At 49.4% G+C, this 21,510-nt stretch carries 20 protein-coding genes, 1 tRNA gene and 1 pseudogene; 5 read left to right on the plus strand and 17 right to left on the minus strand.

What is annotated here, in order from left to right:
- Positions 1 to 59: 59 nt before the first annotated feature.
- Entirely contained in the window at positions 60 to 665 is a 606-nt protein-coding gene (locus tag VN23_RS14855; RefSeq protein WP_197432927.1) for a YitT family protein, read from the plus strand.
- Positions 666 to 715: 50 nt separating this feature from the next.
- On the opposite strand, the gene VN23_RS21855 is transcribed toward VN23_RS14855, so the two are convergent.
- The 4 genes from VN23_RS21855 to mltF all read right to left on the minus strand — a co-directional run bounded on the left by VN23_RS21855 (position 716) and on the right by mltF (position 6,730).
- The gene (locus VN23_RS21855) at positions 716 to 1,351 is read right to left on the minus strand and encodes a PEP-CTERM sorting domain-containing protein (RefSeq protein WP_046351418.1); all 636 of its coding nucleotides are present in this window, start codon (positions 1,349 to 1,351) and stop codon (positions 716 to 718) included.
- A 560-nt stretch (positions 1,352 to 1,911) separates the two neighbouring features.
- A complete protein-coding gene (nagZ, locus tag VN23_RS14865) occupies positions 1,912 to 3,459 on the minus strand; it encodes a beta-N-acetylhexosaminidase (RefSeq protein ID WP_046351417.1) in 1,548 nt (515 codons plus the stop codon).
- Positions 3,460 to 3,683: 224 nt separating this feature from the next.
- A complete protein-coding gene (gltX, locus tag VN23_RS14870) occupies positions 3,684 to 5,069 on the minus strand; it encodes a glutamate--tRNA ligase (protein ID WP_046351488.1) in 1,386 nt (461 codons plus the stop codon).
- Positions 5,070 to 5,272: 203 nt separating this feature from the next.
- Positions 5,273 to 6,730 carry a membrane-bound lytic murein transglycosylase MltF gene (gene mltF / locus VN23_RS14875; RefSeq protein WP_062654914.1) on the minus strand — a complete coding sequence of 486 codons (1,458 nt, stop codon included), beginning with the start codon at positions 6,728 to 6,730 and terminating at the stop codon, positions 5,273 to 5,275.
- Positions 6,731 to 6,837: 107 nt separating this feature from the next.
- On the opposite strand from mltF, the gene VN23_RS14880 reads away from it, so the two are divergent.
- A tRNA-Ser gene (locus tag VN23_RS14880) sits at positions 6,838 to 6,927 on the plus strand.
- Positions 6,928 to 7,018: 91 nt separating this feature from the next.
- On the opposite strand, the gene pabC is transcribed toward VN23_RS14880, so the two are convergent.
- On the minus strand, positions 7,019 to 7,870 hold the full coding sequence (pabC, locus tag VN23_RS14885; RefSeq protein ID WP_052746530.1) for an aminodeoxychorismate lyase: 852 nt from the start codon (positions 7,868 to 7,870) through the stop codon (positions 7,019 to 7,021).
- Positions 7,871 to 7,970: 100 nt separating this feature from the next.
- Positions 7,971 to 9,284, minus strand: coding sequence for an aminodeoxychorismate synthase component I (locus VN23_RS14890; protein ID WP_046351416.1), 1,314 nt, complete (start codon positions 9,282 to 9,284; stop codon positions 7,971 to 7,973).
- A 381-nt stretch (positions 9,285 to 9,665) separates the two neighbouring features.
- Here VN23_RS14890 and VN23_RS22180 point away from each other — a divergent pair.
- Positions 9,666 to 10,045 (plus strand): annotated as a pseudogene (locus VN23_RS22180) (lipocalin family protein).
- A gap of 61 nt (positions 10,046 to 10,106) precedes the next feature.
- Here VN23_RS22180 and fabF read toward each other — a convergent pair.
- The 8 genes from fabF to VN23_RS14940 all read right to left on the minus strand — a co-directional run bounded on the left by fabF (position 10,107) and on the right by VN23_RS14940 (position 16,797).
- Positions 10,107 to 11,348, minus strand: a complete 1,242-nt coding sequence (gene fabF / locus VN23_RS14905) for a beta-ketoacyl-ACP synthase II (RefSeq protein WP_046351415.1) — start codon at positions 11,346 to 11,348, stop codon at positions 10,107 to 10,109.
- Between the two features lie 96 nt (positions 11,349 to 11,444).
- Positions 11,445 to 11,684: an acyl carrier protein gene (acpP, locus tag VN23_RS14910; RefSeq protein ID WP_046351414.1), complete on the minus strand. Its 240-nt coding sequence runs from the start codon at positions 11,682 to 11,684 to the stop codon at positions 11,445 to 11,447.
- A 161-nt stretch (positions 11,685 to 11,845) separates the two neighbouring features.
- The gene (fabG, locus tag VN23_RS14915; RefSeq protein WP_046351413.1) at positions 11,846 to 12,589 is read right to left on the minus strand and encodes a 3-oxoacyl-ACP reductase FabG; all 744 of its coding nucleotides are present in this window, start codon (positions 12,587 to 12,589) and stop codon (positions 11,846 to 11,848) included.
- Between the two features lie 110 nt (positions 12,590 to 12,699).
- Entirely contained in the window at positions 12,700 to 13,626 is a 927-nt protein-coding gene (fabD, locus tag VN23_RS14920) for an ACP S-malonyltransferase (RefSeq protein ID WP_046351412.1), read from the minus strand.
- A 102-nt stretch (positions 13,627 to 13,728) separates the two neighbouring features.
- Complete coding sequence (locus tag VN23_RS14925; RefSeq protein ID WP_046351411.1) at positions 13,729 to 14,685, minus strand: beta-ketoacyl-ACP synthase III; 957 nt, start codon at positions 14,683 to 14,685, stop codon at positions 13,729 to 13,731.
- A 163-nt stretch (positions 14,686 to 14,848) separates the two neighbouring features.
- Positions 14,849 to 15,877: a phosphate acyltransferase PlsX gene (gene plsX / locus VN23_RS14930; RefSeq protein WP_046351410.1), complete on the minus strand. Its 1,029-nt coding sequence runs from the start codon at positions 15,875 to 15,877 to the stop codon at positions 14,849 to 14,851.
- 182 nt (positions 15,878 to 16,059) lie between these two features.
- Positions 16,060 to 16,239 (minus strand): 50S ribosomal protein L32, encoded by a 180-nt coding sequence (rpmF, locus tag VN23_RS14935; protein WP_046351409.1) that lies wholly within the window; start codon positions 16,237 to 16,239, stop codon positions 16,060 to 16,062.
- 36 nt (positions 16,240 to 16,275) lie between these two features.
- Positions 16,276 to 16,797 carry a YceD family protein gene (locus VN23_RS14940; protein WP_052746527.1) on the minus strand — a complete coding sequence of 174 codons (522 nt, stop codon included), beginning with the start codon at positions 16,795 to 16,797 and terminating at the stop codon, positions 16,276 to 16,278.
- Between the two features lie 57 nt (positions 16,798 to 16,854).
- On the opposite strand from VN23_RS14940, the gene VN23_RS14945 reads away from it, so the two are divergent.
- Complete coding sequence (locus VN23_RS14945; RefSeq protein ID WP_046351408.1) at positions 16,855 to 17,439, plus strand: Maf family protein; 585 nt, start codon at positions 16,855 to 16,857, stop codon at positions 17,437 to 17,439.
- Complete coding sequence (locus VN23_RS14950) at positions 17,436 to 18,146, plus strand: SAM-dependent methyltransferase (RefSeq protein ID WP_046351407.1); 711 nt, start codon at positions 17,436 to 17,438, stop codon at positions 18,144 to 18,146. The genes VN23_RS14945 and VN23_RS14950 overlap by 4 nt, the downstream gene beginning before the upstream one ends.
- Positions 18,147 to 18,256: 110 nt before the next feature.
- Here VN23_RS14950 and VN23_RS14955 read toward each other — a convergent pair whose 3' ends face one another.
- The 3 genes from VN23_RS14955 to coaD form a co-directional block, all read right to left on the minus strand.
- Positions 18,257 to 19,669: an exonuclease domain-containing protein gene (locus tag VN23_RS14955; RefSeq protein WP_046351406.1), complete on the minus strand. Its 1,413-nt coding sequence runs from the start codon at positions 19,667 to 19,669 to the stop codon at positions 18,257 to 18,259.
- A 177-nt stretch (positions 19,670 to 19,846) separates the two neighbouring features.
- The gene (locus tag VN23_RS14960; protein WP_082752797.1) at positions 19,847 to 20,788 is read right to left on the minus strand and encodes a class I SAM-dependent methyltransferase; all 942 of its coding nucleotides are present in this window, start codon (positions 20,786 to 20,788) and stop codon (positions 19,847 to 19,849) included.
- A gap of 97 nt (positions 20,789 to 20,885) precedes the next feature.
- Complete coding sequence (gene coaD / locus VN23_RS14965; RefSeq protein WP_046351404.1) at positions 20,886 to 21,422, minus strand: pantetheine-phosphate adenylyltransferase; 537 nt, start codon at positions 21,420 to 21,422, stop codon at positions 20,886 to 20,888.
- Positions 21,423 to 21,510 lie beyond the last annotated feature (88 nt).

Consider the following 21,510-nt stretch of genomic DNA (forward strand, 5'->3'; position numbering starts at 1 on the left):
ACCTGCATAGCATTCGTGGCTATGCTCCGCCCCTGCTTTTTATTTTAAATCGGTATTGTATGTCCCAGCCTCAACACGCCCACACTCTGTTAGAAGACTTGCAAGGATTGCTCACGGGTGTCTTATTAATGGCGCTGGCGATTCAGTTTTTTAAACAGGCGGGGCTGCTTACTGGTGGCGCAACCGGTTTAGCTTTTCTGCTGCACTATATTGCGCACTGGTCGTATGGCACGGTGCTGTTTCTGATCAATCTGCCTATTTATATTTTTTCTTACCGCATGCTGGGTAAAGAATTCACGCTCAAAACTTTTGCCTGCGTAGGCACGCTGGCCTTGCTATGCGGTTGGCTGCCCGATTTAATTAATCTAGGCAATATTGATCCCATTTTTGCCGGGCTGATGGGCGGATTATTGGCGGGTGTTGGAATTTTGATGCTGATCCGGCATAAAGCCAGCTTAGGTGGTGTCACCGTACTGGCTCTGTATTTGCAAAAACGCTTTGGCTGGCGCACAGGTTATGTGCAATTGGTGGTGGATCTGTTTATTTTATGCGTGGGCTTTGGCGTAGTTGACCACAAGCAATTATTAATTTCTGTTTTAGGCGCATTTGCTTTAAATCTGGCAATTGCAATTAATCACAGGCCAGATCGATACATCGGCATGTGATTAGCTAATAAAAAAAGGCCATTATTCAATGGCCTTTTTTAAATATTTTACTAAGACGCATCAACTTGCCTGCGGCGTTTTACCAATAAGGCAATTAATCCTAAGCCCATTAATGCATATGTTTCTGGCTCTGGTACAGGTGCGGCCATCATGCCTCGACCTTGAACCCCCATTAAATCAAAACCAGGAGACCAGCCCGCTACATCTGTACCGCGAATCATCACTTGGCTTACCGCGCTTAAGCCGGTACCGGCCAAGCTTAAAAAAGACGACACTGGATTATAAGTACTCCCCGTAGGCGCACCTTCGGTTACCGAGCCAATTTTAGTCCAGGCATCAGCAACATTCAGCTTTCCCCAAACGCTCACATTAGACAAAGCGCCTGCATCTACATAATAAATATCTAGCCCTTCAGTCGCGTTTTTTCCATTAAAGCCATATACCGCAGAGTAATCAGTAGGCACTGAAACCCATTGAGCAGCGGTAGGCGCACCAAGAATAATATTAGGATTTACCACCTCAGCAGGAGGAGCAGTGAGCGTGCCATTATTGCCAAATGCAACTGCATTATTTCCTACGGCATCTTTAAAGCTAATAAATTGGTCAACATATGCATTTACCGCATGTGCTGAACTAAACAAGCTAAGCAATATAACAATTGCAGCCGCATTTTTCTTGATGTTCATATCTGTTCCTTAAATATTTAAAATATAAGATTTAAAAACACGACTACATTTAAAAAAAATAATTATTAGTCAAAATCTAATAATTAATAAAAGACAAAATAAGATTAATTAAAATCAAATCAATCTATTTATCTGATGTGTATTTTTACCGGAAACAACATTTCAGATCAATCAACAAAAATTCAATAATTACGTGTCTGGTATTTAAGCAAAATAAAAACAAGCAAGAAAAATCATGATGTATTTAAAAACACATGCTTCTATTGCGTTATTTACAGCAAAAAAAAGCCATACTTTCGCCTGAAAAGCACAAAATCCGCTATAAAAAAACATAGAGAAAGGAAATGTTTGGAATTTGAAAGATTGATTGGTATTAGCTAAAAATATAACGCTGTGCCCTAGCTCACAAAGAAAGCGTTCAATAATCTATTCACAACGGCTCCGACTTATGCAACCAAGCCCTAAAGCCACGCGAAGAAGGCCTGCCCTTCACTGAAAACACACAACAAACATTAAATAGCCGGCTTCCCACAGGCTGAAAAACCGGCTTGTCTATTTAATTAGATATTAACAGCCAACTTCTGGGCCAATGCATATAAAGCGGCAGGGCGATTAGAGCAGCAACTTAGTCGGCCAGCCGCTTTAGGTGCAAGGTCTAAATCATAAGGCAAGCGGCCCGCAATCAGCCACAGCTTGTCTTGCGGCAAAGCCTCGATCAGCGCCTGCTGCTCTTTAAATAATTGAGCGTTATAAGACACAAAAATAATTTGCCCGGCATGAGCGGCCTGGCTAAGCACCGTATCAACCTCGGCAGCATCTGGCTGCAAAGCAATCCACTGCTCATCCACTCTGTAGCCTAGCTCGCTTAATGGCTGAGCCAGCGAGTTACGCGCCTCTGGCGTTTTACCAAGCGCCACTTCATCGATTTCAGTGTGTGTGCGCACTTCGGCACTAATTAAAAAGACCGGCTTATTTTTATCTAATGGCTGAGCATGGCCAGTAATCGCAGCTTGATGTACACGTGCAGATAATTGCAATGCTTCGGAGGCCAGTAAAGATGGCGCAAGATTTGCCCATGCCGACATCTGATAGCGCTGCTTTAAAGCCAAGATACGCAGCACAGATTCATCAATACGTGCGACTGAAATATCGCCTGCTTTCACAGCCTGCAAAACTTCTGCCAAAGCGGCAGCTTGTTTGGCAGGAGTGTGCGAAATCAGCACAATATCGGCCCCGGCTTGAATCGAGAATACCGCGCCTGCTACGGTGCCCACTCCTTTGCCAATCGCATCCATTTCTAAGCAGTCAGTAATCACTACGCCTTGATAAGCCAACTCATTTCTTAATAAGCCAGTGAGGGTGGCGTGTGAAATAGTTGCAGGCTTTGCCAGATCTGGCTCAATGGCGGGGAAAGCAACGTGCGCCGTCATCAGCGCATCCAGCCCAGCGCCAAAAGCTGCTCTAAACGGGGCCAGCTCAACGGCATCTAATCGTGCCCTATCATGTGCCACCACCGGCATGCTGTGATGAGAATCAACCGCCGTATCACCATGCCCCGGAAAATGCTTACCCGTTGCTGCCATGCCAGCAGATTGCATGCCCCGCAAAGCAGCCAAACCAAACTGGCTGACCTCGCTCACGGTTTCACCATAAGCACGCACGCCAATCACCGGGTTTTGCGGATTATTATTAATATCCAGCACTGGCGCGAAATTGATATTAATCCCCAGCGATTTCAACTCGGCATTACCCACCTTGGTGAGTGCTTCGCAATCTGTTTCACTGCCAGCGCTTTTAAATGCCATCGCTGACGGCAAAGGCGTAACGCCATGCTCGATCCGCATCACCATGCCGCCTTCCTGATCTGTACCAATCAGGAGCGGCACATTGCTTTGCTCTGCGTTGATTTCTTGTAAGCGTAAATTCAGAGCAGCAAGCTGGGAAGGTGTTTCAACATTACGGCGAAATAAAATAATACCACCAATCTGATGCGCCCTAAGCATCTCTTCAATATGCGAGTTGGGCACAAGACCATCAAATCCCACCATAAACAACTGGGCTACTTTCTGGCTAAGGGTAAGCGTTTGTAAGAGTTCAGTGGCGTGCATGAGCGATACTCCAGGGAGGGATAGGACGCCGCCATTATAATGCCGCTGGTTTCACACGCCCTACGCGCTTTGTAATGTTGACAAGATGAGCAAAGTAATTTGCTATGGCAGCCTAGACGTCGGGTTACGCTTCGCTAACCACAGCCTACAAAGACGAAATATCTGCCTAACGCCCAGAAAAAAAGCCGAACGATGAATCGTTCGGCTTTTTTAAACTACCGCGCCTAAGCCAGTCGTTTCAGCACTTCAGCCTTACCCAGCAAAGCCAACACCGCATCCACCGAAGGCGTATGCGTGGTGCCGCAGACTTTGGCGCGCAGTGGCATGCCAACTTGGCCCATTTTCACGCCTTGCGATTTGCAAAACTCTTTAATAAAGACGGAGATACTTGCGGTGTCCCACACTTCTAATGCAGCCGCTTCGCTCGCAAAGGCGCTCAGGCGAGCTAGATCGTCGCTCGTCAGATGTTTAGCCCCCACTTCATCCGATGGAGTGAGTGGCTGATAGAAGTATGTCGCCTCAGTCGCCAGCTCTACGATGGTCTGTACACGCTCTTTTAACAATGCAACCACATCGACCAGTGCAGGCCCTTGGCTTAGGTCTACGCCCTTTTCATCCAGGAACCGTTTAGCAAGATCAGCAAGGCGTGCGGCATCAGCGGTCTTGATATGCTGCGCATTCAGCCACAACAGTTTTTCTTTATCAAAGCGGCTTGGGCTGGCTGACACGTCTTTTAGATCAAACCATTCTACAAACTGCGCCATAGAGAAGCATTCATCGTCACCATGGCCCCAGCCTAAACGGGCTAGATAGTTGAGCAGTGCTTCCGGCAAATAACCGGCGCTATCGTAATCGACCACACTCACGGCATCACGGCGCTTGGATAGTTTCTGCCCCTGATCGTTATGAATCATCGGCAGATGGGCAAATTGCGGTACCGCAGCCCCTAGCGCGTTAAAGATATGAATCTGACGCGGTGTGTTATTAACATGATCATCACCGCGAATCACTTGGGTAATGCCCATATCCCAGTCATCGACCACCACGCAGAAGTTATAGGTTGGTGTGCCATCAGGACGAGCGATGATAAGATCATCCAGCTCGACATTGCCAATTTCAATACGGCCTTTGACCAGATCATCCCAGGCAATAACACCATCGAGTGGCGTTCTAAAGCGCAATACTGGCTGCACGCCGGCAGGAGGCTCAGGCAGAACCTTGCCTTCCTCGGGTCTCCAACGACGATCGTACTTAGCTTTCAGGCCCAAAGCTTCTTGCGTCGCACGCATGACATCAAGCTCTTCTTTGGACATATAGCAAGGATAAGCGTGACCACTGGCTAATAGCTGTTTTACCACTTCACGGTAACGATCCATGCGCTGCATCTGGTAAAACGGGCCTTCATCGTAATCAATACCTACCCAATGCATGCCATCCATAATCGCTTTAACTGATTCTGGCGTTGAGCGTTCTAAATCGGTGTCTTCAATACGCAGTACAAATGCACCGCCATTTTTGCGTGCATGCGCCCAAGAAAACAGCGCGGTGCGCACACCACCAATATGTAACAGGCCCGTAGGACTAGGGGCAAAACGAGTACGTACAGTCATAGAAAAGCTACCGAGAATAGAGCGTGGAAGGCGATATTGTAGCGGATTAGAAGCCTCGGCGGGTTGCACCTGCCCTACAGGCTTCGCTCTCAAAAAAAAGCGGCGCTTTGCAGAGGGGGTGAAACCCGCGTGTTTTTGCGAAAACCTGCAAAAAAACACATCAAGAATCAAAATAGGCTTGCACACCCCCTACAAAAGTAAACCTAAAGCGCCGCAGTACGCACTTGCTTTGCTGCCAGCACACGGTTATTGATGTTCAGCGGCAAGTTATTTGGGTTTTGCACCACAATATTCTCGCTTAACACCGGCATCGTGCTTTGCACAGGGCTCTCGAAGCGCACCAAAATATCGTAGTAAGTACGCAGGCGCTCAACAAAAATCACTGGCTCGCCACCACGGGCGTAGCCGTATTTAGCCGATTTAAAATATTGCGGATTACGCAAAAGTGGCAAGGTGGTTTTTACGTCCACCCAGCTATCTGGGTTTTTGCCCAGCTTCACCGCCAATGCGCGGGCATCGAGCAGATGGCCCAAACCGACGTTGTAGGCGGCTAAGGCCAGCCAAGTACGATCCGGCTCGGTGATATTCTCAGCCAAGCTGTCTTTCATGGTCTGGATATAACGCGCGCCGCCCTGAATGCTCTGATAGGGGTCGAGGCGATTCACGCCCAAGCGCTCTGCCGTATCGTTGGTGAGCATCATCATGCCACGCACACCCGACATCGAAACCGCTTCCGGGTCCCACATCGATTCCTGATAAGACAGTGCGGCAACCAAGCGCCAATCCAAACCCGTTTTGGCTTCTGCCTCTTTAAACCACTTTTTATAGCGTGGCAAAGTGGCTTTTCGCTTATCAAGGAATGCCATGGCATCCATTTGGCCAAGGCGATTCACGTGGCCGTAATATCGGTCGAGTAAGCTGCGCATCTCACCGCTTTGGGCCATTTTGCTGAAAAAGCCTTGAAACAGTGTAAACAACTCGCTATCCGCGTCAGGGGCTGCCCATGCAAGCTGCTGTGCCGAGCCCATTTCGCGAGAAATAGCGACTTTAGGAAAATAATTCTGAGCAACATCCGCAGCGTGCGAATCAACCATGGCGTAGCTAAGCTGGCCATTGGCAACGCGCTCGATCAAATCTTCACTATCGCCATCTTCAACCACTTGCCAGCTCAGATTCGGTTTATTGACCTTGAGCTTATTCAGCGCCATCGCATATTGCGGCAGAGTGCTGATGCTAGCCTCACCTGCACTCAGCTCAGCTAAGACACTGGAAGCGGTTTTGTTGCTAGGGTAAATCAGCACCGGTTCAATGCTTTGGTAGGCGGGGCCGAATGCGAGTCCTTCGCTTTCAAAACCTTTTTGCACTCCCACCGCAAAGTGAGCTTCATTTCCCTTCAACCTCGAGAGTAACTCGGCATAGCTGCTGGTGACGATAAAACGCACTTTCAGCCCATTTGCTACTGCAAAGCGAGTAACGAGGTCGTACTCCAAGCCTGCGTAATTGCCTTCAGCATCGACATAGAGTGTGGTCGGACCGTTCTGTACCAGTACGACGAGTTCTTGTGATTCTGCCCAAGGAAGAACCCGGTTGGAAGATTGTTCCGGCATATCGCCGCAACCCGTTAGAACAACTGTTGCTAGAGCCATGAGCCAATGTTTCATGCGCATCCCGTTTGTTGATACCGGCCGCATTCTGCACTAATTCCTCCTAAAATGACAAACACTGCTTTGCCTTAGGTAAAAATTGCGCTAGAATTCGTCTCCTCTTTGGAGAGGTGGCAGAGTGGTTGAATGTACCTGACTCGAAATCAGGCGTACTCGCGAGAGTATCGGGGGTTCGAATCCCCCTCTCTCCTCCAGATCATCAAAAACGGCAGGCCTTCGGGCTTGCCGTTTTTGTTTTGGAAGCGCGCCAGAGTACGGCTAACTACCTATTCCACCCAGTGAAAATTACCCTTCCGTCATATCCGGTACATCAACAATCGCAAATTTTTCCTTTTGACGCAACTGATTCACCGCCGCCGACAGCAGTGGCTGCGCGGCATTCGGAGAAAAATACTGATCGCATAACTCAACCACTGGCAATAATCCCATCAGACTATTTGTCAGCCAGACGGCATCGGCTTTTTTGATCTCATCCAGCGTCCAAGCTCGTTTTTCTACCTCCCAGCCATGCTGCATTGCAGCATCAAAAACCACCTCACACATCACCCCATTCACCCCGCTTTGCTCGAGTTTTGGCGTGCTTAAAATGCTGTCGCATAAAACCAACACATTACTCATCACGCCTTCGATCACCAAGCCGTCTCTATCCAGCATCAGTCCTTCAAAAATGCTCGGATCGCTCCATTCCCGCCGTGCTAAAACATTTTCTAAACGATTCAAATGCTTAACCCCGGCCAGGGCGGGTTGCCAGCTCGCCTGCGTGCTACAAACACGCACTTTTGCCCCCTCTTGATACAATTTTTCTGGGTAGGCAGGTAATGCAGCCACCTGAACAATTCGATTAGGAGCTAGCTGATCAGGCGCACCATAACCACGAGCGGTTTCACCTCGAGAGATGATTATCTTAAGTGCAGCGTCAACGGGTGTAAGGCGGCGAAAGTCTTCCAGCAAGATCGCCTCGCTTGGGCAAACGATTCCCAAGACAGCGCAGTCTTGCTGTAAGCGTGTGTAATGTCTGGCCCAAAATTCAATTGCCCCGCCTGTGCAACGCATGGTGCGAAACACCCCGTCACCAAATTGAAACGCCCGATCAGCCATACTGATATGGTCTTGGGGCAGGCCATTAAGCAATCTCATCTAAAACTCCATAAAAAAAGGGTGAACAAAACGATTTGCTTTGCCACCCTAACTGATCCATTCACATGTGGGCCACAAAGGTGCCCCCCTATGAAACAGCCTAACCTTGCACGCCCAAGGCGCGCAGCAAACCACGTGCTTTATGCCGAGTCTCTTGCAGCTCACGCTCTGGATCTGAATCAATCACAATGCCAGCGCCTGCTCTAAAATAAAGCTGATCTTGCCTTTGTAAGAAAGTACGAATCAGGATATTAAGGTCCATTGATCCATCCAGATTGATATAACCCAAGCTGCCGGTGTAAGCATAACGAGGCCGATCTTCCAGCTCTCTGATAATTTGCATGCAGCGAACCTTAGGGCAACCTGTAATGGTTCCACCAGGGAAAAGCGCCCTAAGGATATCAGCCGGAGTCTGCCCTGCGCTTAACTGCCCACGCACATTGGATTCAATATGATGAACAAAAGCATAGGTTGCCACAGCCATCAGCTCATCCACTTGCACCGTGCCCGGCCGGCAAATACGGCCCAGATCATTGCGCTCTAAATCAACCAGCATAATATGCTCGGCACGCTCTTTGGGTGTAGCTAAGAGCCGCGCTTTAAGGCCCGCATCTTCGATAGGGTCAAGCGATCGGGGATGCGTACCGGCAATCGGCCGTGTTTCAACCAGATCACCCTTCACTTTAACTAAGCGCTCTGGGGATGAGCTCACCACGGCACCATATTTGCCTAAATCAAGCAGGGTAGAAAACGGTGCGGGATTACGCACACGTAAGCTGGCAAATAGCTCGGCAGGGCTTAAAGTCTCTGCAAGCTGCACATCCCAGCCACGGGATAAATTCACCTGAAAGACATCGCCTTCTCTTATATATATAAGAGCTCGCTCTGCCCCTTGTAAAAAGGCAGCTGGATCATCCTCTGTGATTGATGCAACTTGTGGCAACGCAGGCTTAAATTCAGGAGTGTTAGCGACTCGCTCAGCCAACATTTCTAGCTCTTCCAGCGTTTCTGCTACCAGCCAGGCCTGGCCAGATGGGCGCTCAAGCAACACCGCAGCAGGAATACGTAGCAGTGCGGCAACTGGGAAATCTGCCTCAGGGCGATGTGCGACATGCGGCTCAAAGGTAGAAAGCAGCTCATAGCCCGCATAAGTGAACCAGCCACCTGTAAAAGGCGCATCAATAGGTAGCTCTTCTGGGCGGGGCAACTTGCCATCCAGAGGCAAGCTGCGCAAATCGCTCACAAAGGCATCGCCCTCAGCAGCAGCATAGATACGTACTTCACGCGGCAGAGCAAATAAAATATCCCAACCCGCATGCCCCCCTCCGGTCTCGGCAAGGGCAGGAAATCGGACAGGGTCGCTGGCATGCAGCGCTAATAAATCAGGAGTTTTGGCTAGAGATAAACAGAACATGATCGGTATTTTAACAAGGCAAGTGCAGCCTTATACCTTATCACTTAAACAAGTGATAGGGCTGTATAAAATACAGGGGCCGATGCCCCATCTGCTGGCTAACAAATCCCCTGCACCAACGTGACCCATTAAGAATAATAACGTGGCACTTCAAAGACTCTGTGATGGGGCCGATCTAGCCCCCTATTCGAGACCATCGTATCTACTCGGCAAGCTGCTAAAATATGAAAAACATCGCAAAAAGAGGGGGCAATCATGCGCTTATCCATCTTAATCCTCGGCCTTATCATCAGCAGCTTCACCCATGCAGAACCCATTACCGTAGCCACACTCGATATAGACCGCTATCTGGGCCGCTGGTACGAGATTGCTAGCTTTCCGATGTATTTTCAGCACATGTGCGTGGCCGACACTACGGCAGAATATAGCAAGGCAGATGACAGGATTAATGTAGTAAATCGCTGCCGCAAGCAAGATGGCAGCTTTGCAGAGGCTGATGGCTACGCCAGCGTGGTTCCACATAGTGGCAACGCAAACTAAAGGTCAGCTTCTTCTGGCCCTTCTCCGCCGATTACTGGGTGTTTGGCATAGGGGATGATTATCAATGGGCATTGGTTGGCAATCCCAACCACAAATACCTATGGCTGCTATCTCGCAGCCAGTCTATCAGCAGTCAGGATTTAAACACCGCGCTCGATATTGCCAAAGAGCAGGGTTTTGATATCAGTAAACTCAACTACACTTTGCAGCGGCATGAATAAACCTTAATATGAAATACAAAAAAGGCTACCGAAGTAGCCTTTTTTCTTGCTTGCTATGCACTTAAACTTTACGGAAAACCAGCGTGCCGTTCGTGCCGCCAAAACCGAAGGAATTAGAGATTGCAACGCCAATCTTCATATCCCTGGCGGTATTCGCCACATAATCCAGATCACAACCGCCAGCGATATCTTGCTCGAAGATATTGATGGTGGGCGGCGAAACTTGGTGATGCAGGGCCAATACTGAGTAAATCGCTTCCACACCACCCGCACCGCCCAATAAATGGCCAGTCATAGATTTAGTAGAATTCACCGCCAGCTTCTTGGCATGATCGCCAAAGGCCAGTTTCAGCGCATTGGTTTCATTTGCATCACCCAGTGGAGTCGATGTGCCGTGAGCATTCACGTAATCCACTTCATCAGGATTAATGCCTGCATCCCGCAAGGCATTGGTCACGCCACGCGCCGGGCCTTCTGCCGTTGGCGAAGTAATATGGTAAGCATCTGAGCTCATACCAAAGCCAATCAGCTCGGCATAAATGGTAGCGCCACGCTTTTTAGCATGCTCGTACTCTTCAAGCACCAACACACCCGCGCCTTCGCCCATCACAAAACCATCGCGGCCAGTATCCCAAGGACGGGATGCAGTAGCTGGATCGTCATTACGGGTAGAAAGCGCTTTCATTGCAGCAAAGCCGCCCATGCCAAGGCGGGAAATCGCGCCTTCAGCACCGCCAGCCACCATCACATCTGCATCACCGTATTGAATAATACGAGCCGCATCACCAATGCTATGCGCACCGGTAGTACATGCAGAAACGATGCCGTAACTTGGTCCTTGATAGCCTTTTAAAATAGTTACATGACCTGCAACCAGATTAATCAGGCAACCCGGAATAAAGAACGGGCCAATTTTACGCGGGCCGCTTTCAATCATCGCCGCGCTGGTCTGCTCGATAGACCAAAGGCCACCGATACCAGAACCAATATTCACACCGACGCGCGTCTTATCCAGATCAGCAACATCATCGAGGCCTGCATCTTTAATGGCCTGCAAAGCGGCTGCGATACCGTAATGGATAAACACATCCATACGACGTGCGTCTTTTGCCGAGATGTACTCGGTAATATCGAAACCTTTGACTTCACCAGCAATGGTGCAGGCCAGGTCGCTGGCGTCGAAACGGGTAATTTGGGTGATGCCAGACTGACCAGCGAGCAAATTTGCCCAACCGGAAGCCACATCATTGCCTACCGGCGAGACATGTCCCAAGCCAGTGACAACTACTCTGCGTTTAGACACGGGGCAGTCTCCGTGAGATGGCCATATAGGCCAGATGGAACAAGACCTCTACAATCAACGCTTACACGCTCATCGCAGAGGCCTCGAGAAAACGAATTACTTGCTCAGGTGGCTGCTGACGAAGTCAATAGCTTGCTGAACGGTAGTAATCTTTTCGGCGTCTTCGTCAGGAATTTCACACTCGAATTCTTCTTCCAGTGCCATGACGAGTTCAACGGTATCGAGAGAATCGGCACCGAGGTCGTTTACAAACGATGAGTCAATCTTAACGTCTGTTTCCGGCACGCCAAGTTGCTCGGCAACGATCTTCTTAACACGCTGTTCGATGTTTTCCATGAATTTATGTCCCAAGCCTTGTCTTAATTACTAAAAAAAACGTCGGCATTCTACCAAAAAAACAGTCACAGCAAACGTTTGTCGAGTAACTTCGGTTAAATGCACAACCAAAAAACCACGCTGAGCGGCAAAATAAAGCTGCCTACAGCATGGATACTGCCTTAATTCATATACATTCCGCCGTTTACATGCAGGGTATTACCCGTAATGTAAGCAGCTTTATCTGACGCCAAAAAACTCACCGCATCTGCAATATCTTGTGGATTACCTAAGCATCCTAAGGCAATTTGTTCGACCAGTTTAGCCTTTTGTTCATCTGCAAGCGACTTTGTCATGTCGGTATCGATAAAACCAGGGGCGACTGCATTCACTGTCACACCACGGGAACCGATCTCGCGTGCCAGCGATTTAGTAAAGCCAAACAGGGCGGCCTTAGCCGCAGAGTAGTTAGTTTGCCCAGGATTACCTGTAGCAGCCACCACCGAAGCAATATTAATAATCCGTCCCCAACGCGCTTTCATCATGCCACGCATCACGGCCTTTGATAGCTTATACACCGGACGCAGATTGGTGGCCATCACGGCATCCCATTCTTCGTCCTTCATGCGCATCAGGAGGTTATCACGGGTAATCCCCGCATTATTGACGAGAATAGCCACTGGGCCAAATTGTTGGGTAATAGAGTCAATAATCTCTTCGCAAGCGTTCTCTTCAGTTACTTGCAAACGTAAACCACAACCTGCATTTCCCGCTTCTTTTAAATAGGCTGTAATCGCCTCTGCACCCGCATCAGTGGTGGCCGTGCCAATCACCAGCGCACCCGCACGAGCCAGCTCAAGCGCAATCGCTTGGCCGATTCCTCGTGATGCACCCGTTACCAGTGCCACTTTACCTTCAAAACTCATGCAAAATCTCCATCAATCACTAAAGCAACAAATCATAGAGCGGGTGCAACCCGCCGTTTTACTAAGTGCTTATTAAACACCACGGCGGGTTGCACCCGCCCTACAAATGCTTACAGCATCGCTTGTAATGTTTGCAGTGCCGCAGCGTCGACTAAAGCCACTTGCTGTGCTTCTGTTGCGATTCGCTTATTCAAGCCTGCCAATACTTTTCCCGGCCCGCACTCAGCAATCACGGTAATGCCATCGTTTGCCATTTTGGCAATCGTTTCCACCCAACGTACTGGCTCGTAAAGCTGACGAACCAGCGCGTCTTTAATTTGTGCTGCATCGCTATATGCGGCCACATCGGCATTATGCAAGACTGGAATCACAGGCGTATTGATGACGATTGTATCCAGCTTTTGTTTCAACTTATCACTGGCAGGGCGCATTAAAGCGCAATGTGACGGCACAGACACTGGTAATAACATCGCTCGCTTAGCACCACGCGCCTTGCAAGCCTCGCAAGCGCGCTCTACAGCCGCCTTGCTACCCGCAATCACTACCTGCCCCGGTGAGTTAAAATTAACTGCGGCGACCACATCACCCTGAGCCACTTCCTCACAAGCCGCAATGATTTCGGCATCTGCCAAGCCTAAAATTGCCGCCATCGCACCCGTGCCCACTGGCACGGCTTCTTGCATCGCCTCAGCACGCAAACGAACCAATTGCAGTGCATCACCAAAAGATAAAGCCTCTGCTGCCACCAGTGCGCTATATTCGCCCAAGCTATGCCCTGCCAATACGTCCGGCTGTGTTCCACCCTGAGCTTGCCAAGCGCGCCACACGGCCACGCCTGCAGTCAGCATCAGGGGCTGGGTATTAACGGTGGCATTGAGTAACTCACTCGGGCCATCGGCAACCATTTGCCATAAATCTTGCCCTAAGATCGCTGAAGCTTCGTCAAACGTTGCTTTCACTACGGCCAAATCTGCCCAGCCATTCATCATGCCGATCGATTGTGAGCCTTGGCCCGGAAACACAAATGCTAATGCCATTGTTTTCTCCTACACGCCGCTAAAGTGCATCACTTTAGCCAAATTCAAACAGTTATTTTAATGCCGGATAGTCAAACGGCGCTCTTGCAGCGCCGTTAAGAATTAAAACTGGACTAACACCGAGCCCCAGGCAAAACCACCGCCAATCCCTTCCATTAACACTTTATGGCCTGCTTTAATCCGGCCATCCCGCACCGCGGTATCTAACGCTAAGGGAATCGATGCGGCAGACGTATTACCATGCTCGGCCACCGTCACCACTACTTTATCCATACTTAAACCAAGATGCTTTGCGGTAGATTCAATAATACGGATATTCGCCTGATGCGGCACCAGCCAGTCGATTTCTGATTGCTCAATGCCTGCGGCTTCAAGCGTCTCTACTGCAATATCTGCCAAGGCTCGCACTGCAAATTTAAAGACCGCATTGCCTTCCATATACAGCCAAGGGCTGCCCGTTAAAGCACCATATTTAACTTTAGCGTCTGCTTTTAAAATATGACGATAACGACCATCCGCGCGCAAATGCGTGGCTAAAATACCCGTTTCTGCGGATGGCTTCAACACAACCGCGCCCGCACCATCGCCAAACAAAATACATGTACCGCGATCATCCCAATTAACGAGGTGTGACAGCGTTTCAGCCCCCACCACTACTGCGCACTTGGAAGCGCCGGTTTTTACAAATTTTTCTGCAGTGCTCAGTGCGTAAATAAATCCGGCACACACCGCCTGCACATCAAACGCCGGAAAACCATGTACGCCTAATTTATCTTGCAAGATACATGCAGTAGACGGGAAAACCTGATCGCCTGTTGTGGTCGCCACAATCAGCAAATCAATTTCTTCTTTGCTGACACCGGCAGCAGCAATCGCGGCCTCAATGGCTTTCAAAGCCATATCAGACGTCATCTCGCCTTCAGCGGCAATATGACGTTCACGAATACCGGTGCGCGAAAAAATCCACTCATCGCTTGTTTCAACGCGCTCGGCGATTTCCTGATTCGAAACCACACGAGACGGTAAATAAGAACCTGTGCCAACAATGCGAGCGTACATACATAACCCCTTATTCGATGACAATCTCTTGGAGTATTGCAAACCAACTGCGAGGCCTGATTACTGCGTTAAAAAATGGCTCAAAATTCTCATTTACTACTTGTAAATTGCGGTTTTTCACCATTTTTCGCATTGTCCTCAGGCCTCTCGCTACGTTTTGCAATTACTCCTCTTGAGCTGCCAATTCTGCGAGCTGATCTTGAACCTGTTCAGTGATGCGCTGAATCACGCCCGAGCGTGCCTCATCCATCGCTTGCCTCAGTGCCCAATAAAAAGCCACTTTGTCTGCGCTACCATGGCTTTTCACCACGATGCCTTTTAAGCCAAGCAAGGATGCGCCGTTATAACGGCGCGGATCAACTCTGGCTTTAAAACGCGCCAGTACCGGCCACGCCAAGAGCGCAATAATGCGCGTCCACCAGCTGCGGGTAAATTCTTGTTTTAAAAATTCAGCCAACATCTTCGCCAAACCTTCCGAAGCTTTCAAAGCGACATTGCCAGTAAAACCATCGCAGGTCACCACATCGACCGAGCCACGATAGATATCATTACCTTCAACGTTGCCATAAAAATTAAGGCGGGAAGCTTTCAGTAACTCGGAAGCTTCTTTAACGATTTCATTACCTTTTTGATCTTCTGAACCAATATTGAGCAAGCCAACTGTCGGGTTCTCAATATGACGAGTCGCCGCCACAAGCGACGAGCCCATAATGGCAAATTGCAGAAGATTATGCGGAGTACATACCGCATTAGCGCCCAAATCCAGTACGCAAGTCTCGTTGCGACTAGAAGGCATCATCTTGGCAATGGCAGGCCGGTCAATCCCCGGAATGGTTTTAAGCACAAAGCGGGCAGTGGCCATCAGCGCGCCGGTATTGCCTGCTGAAACGCAGGCATTGGCTTCGCCAGATTTAACCAAATTAATCGCCATGCGCATCGAAGAATCTTTTTTATTCTTCATCGCCGACTGAGGCGATTCATCCATGGTGACCACTTCACTAGCGGCATGAACACGCAAGCGAGGGCCTACCGTGGCATGGCAAGCTTTTAATTCAACCGCAAGAACGTCAGGCAGGCCAACCAGCACAACATTCACATCGGGAAATTCTTTTAGGAAGCGAAGCACTGCAGGCACAGTAACGTGCGAGCCATGATCGCCACCCATTGCATCAACGGCAACGGTGATATCCATCGGGGGCTAAAAGTCCTATAAGGAGCAGGAGAGCTATTTTTCGCAGCTAATCTCTGACCAGCAGGAAAAAAACGCTTCAATCACGGCTCCAATGAGGCACAGACTGGGGAATCCAGAACGGCGAACGGCGCAAGGGTTGCCCACTTGCGCCGCATATTACAACCCTGAGGCTGTAAAAGGGATTACTCGCCCTTAGCTTTGATAACGCGACGACCGCGGTAAAAGCCATTTGGGGAGATGTGGTGACGCAAATGTGCTTCACCAGTCGTAGCTTCAACTGCCAGCGCCGGAGCGGTCAGGAAGTCGTGTGCACGACGCATGCCACGCTTGGACGGGGACTTTTTATTCTGTTGAACAGCCATGATTGTAGCTCCTTGAAAACCAGTTTAATTGACAGTTTATTCCGCTTCCCTGGTTTTCAACTGAGCCAGGACAGCAAACGGATTCGGTTTTGAATCTTTTAAAACAATGCGATCTGCACCACAGTCTTCGTGTCGGGACGCGAAGGGCAAGGCAAGCAGAATTTCATCTTCTATCAACGCAATAACGTCAAGCTCGGGATCGATAACGATACCTTCGAGATCTTCGTCAGCGTTTTCCGCATCATCAAGATGGGCCTCGTCTGGAAACTGTACGAGAGTGCTACCCACATTAACAAAAAAGGGCATGGGCTTTAAGCAACGTTGGCAAACGAGTTGAACTTCGCCTTCCACATCAACAAATAACCACGGCCGCTCTAACTTATCAATGCCACTAGACAACTTCCAGACCATGCTGCCCTCAGTACTAGCAAGCAAATCATGTAAGCGGCCTAACTTGGACAGCGGGATCGTACCTTCAATCTTTTCGCCTTCAAGCGCGAATTGACCGCTGTGAATAACAGTCATAAGGAACCAGAACGAATACAAGAAACCGCGCATGATACAATCTCTTAACTAGCCCTGTCAAAGTCATTTACGTAAGAGTCTAACAAATCCATGCACTTACCTCGTTTAGTCCTCGCTTCTACCTCGCCCTATCGCAAAGAATTGCTGGAGCGGCTCGGTATCTCTTTTGAGACTGCTGCGCCAGATTTAGATGAAAGCGCCCTGCCCGGCGAAACAGCAGGCGACACCAGCTTGCGTCTCGCGATTGCTAAAGCCCGCGTCCTTGCTGATCAATACCCGGACAGCCTGATTATTGGCTCAGATCAAGTCGCCCTTTTAAATGGCGAACAGCTAGGAAAACCCGGCAACCATGAGCGTGCCGTTCATCAGTTAAGTAAAATGCGCGGCCATACACTGGCATTTCATACCGCACTTTGCCTTTACAACACAGCGACAGGCCATGAGCAGCATTATGTAGATATTACCCGCGTCACGATGCGTGATTACTCCGATGCCGAGATTGAATCCTACTTGCAGCGCGAAAAACCCTACAACTGCGCTGGCAGCGCCAAAACTGAAGGCCTTGGCATTATGATGATTGCCGCCATCGAGGGCAAAGATCCTGCCGCCATTATTGGCCTGCCGCTGATTGAATTAATTACCATGTTAAAAAACGAAGGATTTCCACTGCTATGAGCGGCACCCTGTATTTGATTCCTGTCCCGCTGGGTACAGACACACTGGCCAGCGTGATTCCGGCGGACGTACTTGCCACCGCGCAGCGCTTAACGCACTTTATTGTTGAAGCGCCTAAAACTGCACGCGCCTTCTTAAAAGAATTTGGCACACCACACGAGCTGCGCAGCCTATGGATGGAAGAGCTGAACGAGCACACTAAGGAAGACGCGCTCAGTGCCCTGCTAAAACCGCTGCTGGATGGTCATGATGTAGGCTTGATGAGCGAAGCAGGCTGCCCTGGCGTAGCCGACCCCGGTGCAAACTTGATCCGTTTAGCACACCGCAAAGGCATTAAAGTAGCGCCGCTGGTCGGCCCTTCATCGATCTTGCTCGCCCTGATGGGGGCAGGCGCAAATGGCCAGAAGTTTCGCTTTAACGGCTATATTCCTTCGCAAGACCCTGCTCGCCTGGAAGCAATTCGCCAGTTGGAAAACGACTCATACCGCAATAAACAAGCCGAGCTGATGATCGAAACGCCTTACCGCAACGGCGCTTTATTTGATGCGCTTTTACTCGGTTTAAAAGGCAGCACCCAACTCACAGTGGCCTGCGATTTAACAACGCCAAACGAGTTTATCGTGAGTAAAACAGCCGCAGACTGGAAAAGCGGGCCTAAACCCGATCTACACAAACGCCCAACCGTGTTTGTGATTTACGCGGCTTAAAAACCCAAGATCTGTAGACACAGAGAACGAGGAGATTAAAAGCAGGACACAGAGAAAACATAATCCTTCGTTTTTCTCTGTATTCTCTGTGTCCTTATTTTGCTCTGTGTCTACAGATCTTTTTGACTTTCTGCCCCGCTACCACGCCCAAGCTTCTGCAATTTATGTCCCTGCTTTTTGAATTCTTTCTGAATCAGCTTAAACACATCCAGTTCAAATTTACGTGGCTTGGCCATTAGGGCGGGCAGCTCGTCAATGTGGTTGATCGCACCCAGATAGCACCATTGATCGAACACCTGTAACACTGGTGCCCATTCAGGGCCTTCTGCCAGAGCAACTGCCCCCTTGTAGGGCCACAACGGAAAGCGATAACGCTCTATTGCGGCAGAAAAGCGGGCGTTATGAGTGATATCGCGCCCCACACAGGCACCTCGACAACGGTTTTCTAAGAATGCCGAGCAAGGCGCAAGCGACTTGGGCTTAGGCTCTAGCCCCAAAATCTGTCGACAAAGTCCATGACCATCAATCATTTTATTTAATACATTGGCGGCTTCGCGGCGCGAACGGAACGGGCCGAATACTGGCTCGCTGCCCACCTCGGTCCACGGCGTCCAATAGGGCTGTAGTACGTCGTCTTTCGAGACTAAGCGCCACCCACCTAGTTCTTTAATCCGTCGCTGAGGCGGGTTGTAGCTTGGCTCTAATTGGGAAACAAGACTGGTTTCCAGTAGCACCGCACCTAACTCGCCCGATGTTTCATGCCAGGCCAGCCTTTGAGTACGCTTAGCCAGCTGCACTTCCTTAGGATTGGCATCACTAAAATGAGCCAGTACGCGCTTTCTGATATTGTGATTTTTGCCGATATAAAGCGCCACATCGTCCGAGCCGTAAAAAATATAAACGCCGGAAGACTCAGGCAACTCATCAATCTGGACGGGGTCCAGCGCAGGCGGCAAGGCAGGCTGACGTAACAATTCGGCAATCGCCTGATGCAGCGCCTCAAAGCCGTGATCTTTCAGCGCCACATCCAGAAACTGCTGCAAAAGCTCCGCATCGGTGAGAGCACGGTGACGACCACCAACAAAGGTCAGCCCGTAACGTGCAATCAAAGCATCCAGGCTATGCTTATGCTCAGTAGGGTAAAGCTTGCGTGACAGCTTAACGGTACACAGTACCTGCGCCTGTAAACGCATATTGAGGCGTTTGAATTCTTGCTTTAAAAACCCGTAATCAAAACGCGCGTTATGCGCGACAAACACCCGCCCCTGTAATAGCTCTAGTACCTGCTCCGCCACATCGGCAAAGGGTGGCGCATCGGCGACCATTTCATTGCTAATGCCGGTCAACTCCTGAATAAACTCAGGAATCTCTTTTCCAGGATTCACCAGTTGCGACCAGCTACGGCTGCCCTGTTCGTCGATCTGCACAATGCCCACTTCGGTAATACGATCCGAATTCGGGTTCGCTCCGGTGGTTTCTAAATCAACCAGAACGAGAGGATAGGAAAAATAGGGATTGTTCATTGACGGGATAATCCAAACAAGCGGGGACGTACAGAAGATAAAATACTCAAGTCTGTAGACACAGAGAACAGGGAGAACACAGAGCACACTCAGAAAAAATCAGCAGCCTACAGCTTTGCTCGCAGATTTTCTTCCCGTCCTCTGTGTGCTCCGTGCCTACAGAACTTTCAAACCTAATCAGGCTTTTACAAACCTAAAACACTGATGAATTTTGCGGTTGCGGAAGTCTTCTGGTACGGATTGCCCAGAAATATCAGTGCACATTGGCTTAAGCCAGTCATCCAGCGTAAAGGTGCGTAGATTATTGGAAAAATACAGCACGCCGCCCGGTTTCAGTAAGGCCAGCACGCTTTCTAGTAGCCAAGAATGATCACGCTGGATATCCAGAATACCGTTCATTTTTTTGGAATTAGAAAAAGATGGCGGGTCCATTACGATCAGATCGTAGCGGGTACTTTCGCTTAAAGCTTCAGATAAAAACTCAAACACATCGGCGCGCACGCGCTGATGGCGAGATGGATCCATGCCATTTAAAGCGAAATTACGCTCAGCCCATTCCAGATAAGTATTCGACATATCCACGGTGGTGGTATGCGTGGCTCCTCCCGCTGCAGCGTAAACGCTGAACGAGCCGGTATAGCTAAATAGATTTAAGAAGCGCTTGCCATTGGCTTCTTCCATCACACGCTGGCGAGTATTGCGGTGATCCAAGAACAAGCCGGTATCTAAGTAAGCACCTAAATTCACCCAGAATTTATTGCCACCTTCTTGTACCACAAAGTCTTCAGACAACTCGCCTTCCAGCTTTTCATACTGCTGCAGGCCTTTTTGCCGCTGACGTAATTTCAGCACCACGGCAGATTCGTCAATCTCTAGCACTTCGGCACAAGCATTGCGAATCGCTTCCAGCCAGGCAGCGTGGTCTTCATCGCTTTCCATCCAGCCGGTTGCCACTTCTTGCAAGTGCACACGGCCTTCGTAAAAATCAACGATAACAGGAAATTCGGGTACATCTCTATCATATACACGGTAGCAAGTAATGCCCTGCCGGCGGGCCCATTTGCCCCAATGCTTAACGTTTTTGGCAAAGCGGTTACGAAAGCTAGCGATATCAGCCATTTTTATAAAATCTTGAGCATATAAAAGCAGAAGTGTAACAGGCGGGGGAATATGGCGCACAGCGCTCTCGCAAGCGGAGCTTCAAGTACGCCCTAAGCTAAGCACCCTTTGTTTCAGAGATATCCAGACTCAAGGTTGAGGTACGGCCAGCCCTCAGCGCAAGAAAGCGATTAAATACCGGCTCGGGCACATATTGCCTTACCACGCCTTGCCAGCCAGCGGGGCCAACAAGACCTTTCACCATTGTCGAGCTGACTTCGGCGATTTCTCGCGGTGGCATTAAAAAGACAGTGTCGATATGCGGAGCCAGATCAGCGTTTACATAGCGCATTTTGCGCTCGAACTCATAATCGGCCGCTTCGCGAATACCACGCAAAATAAAATTAGCACCTTGCTCGCGGGCGTAATTCACTAAAAATGAATTTTCAAAGGATTCCACACGCAAGGAAGGAAGATGTGCGGTGGTTTCTCTTAGCATGGCCAAACGTTCGGCCAAACTAAAAGTGTAAGACTTATCTGGATTATCACCAATCGCAACAATCATTTCATCGAACATACCTACACCATGCTCAATCATCCACAGATGACCATTGGTCACGGGATCAAAACTGCCTGCATATACCCCTTTACGCATGGGTATCACTTCCTGTTTAAAAGGTTGTGCCACTATACCACCGGCAAAACTAACTCACCCAAGGGGATATCCCCACATAAAAAACGGC

Source organism: Janthinobacterium sp. B9-8, assembly GCF_000969645.2.
Classification (GTDB): Bacteria; Pseudomonadota; Gammaproteobacteria; order Burkholderiales; family Chitinibacteraceae; genus Iodobacter.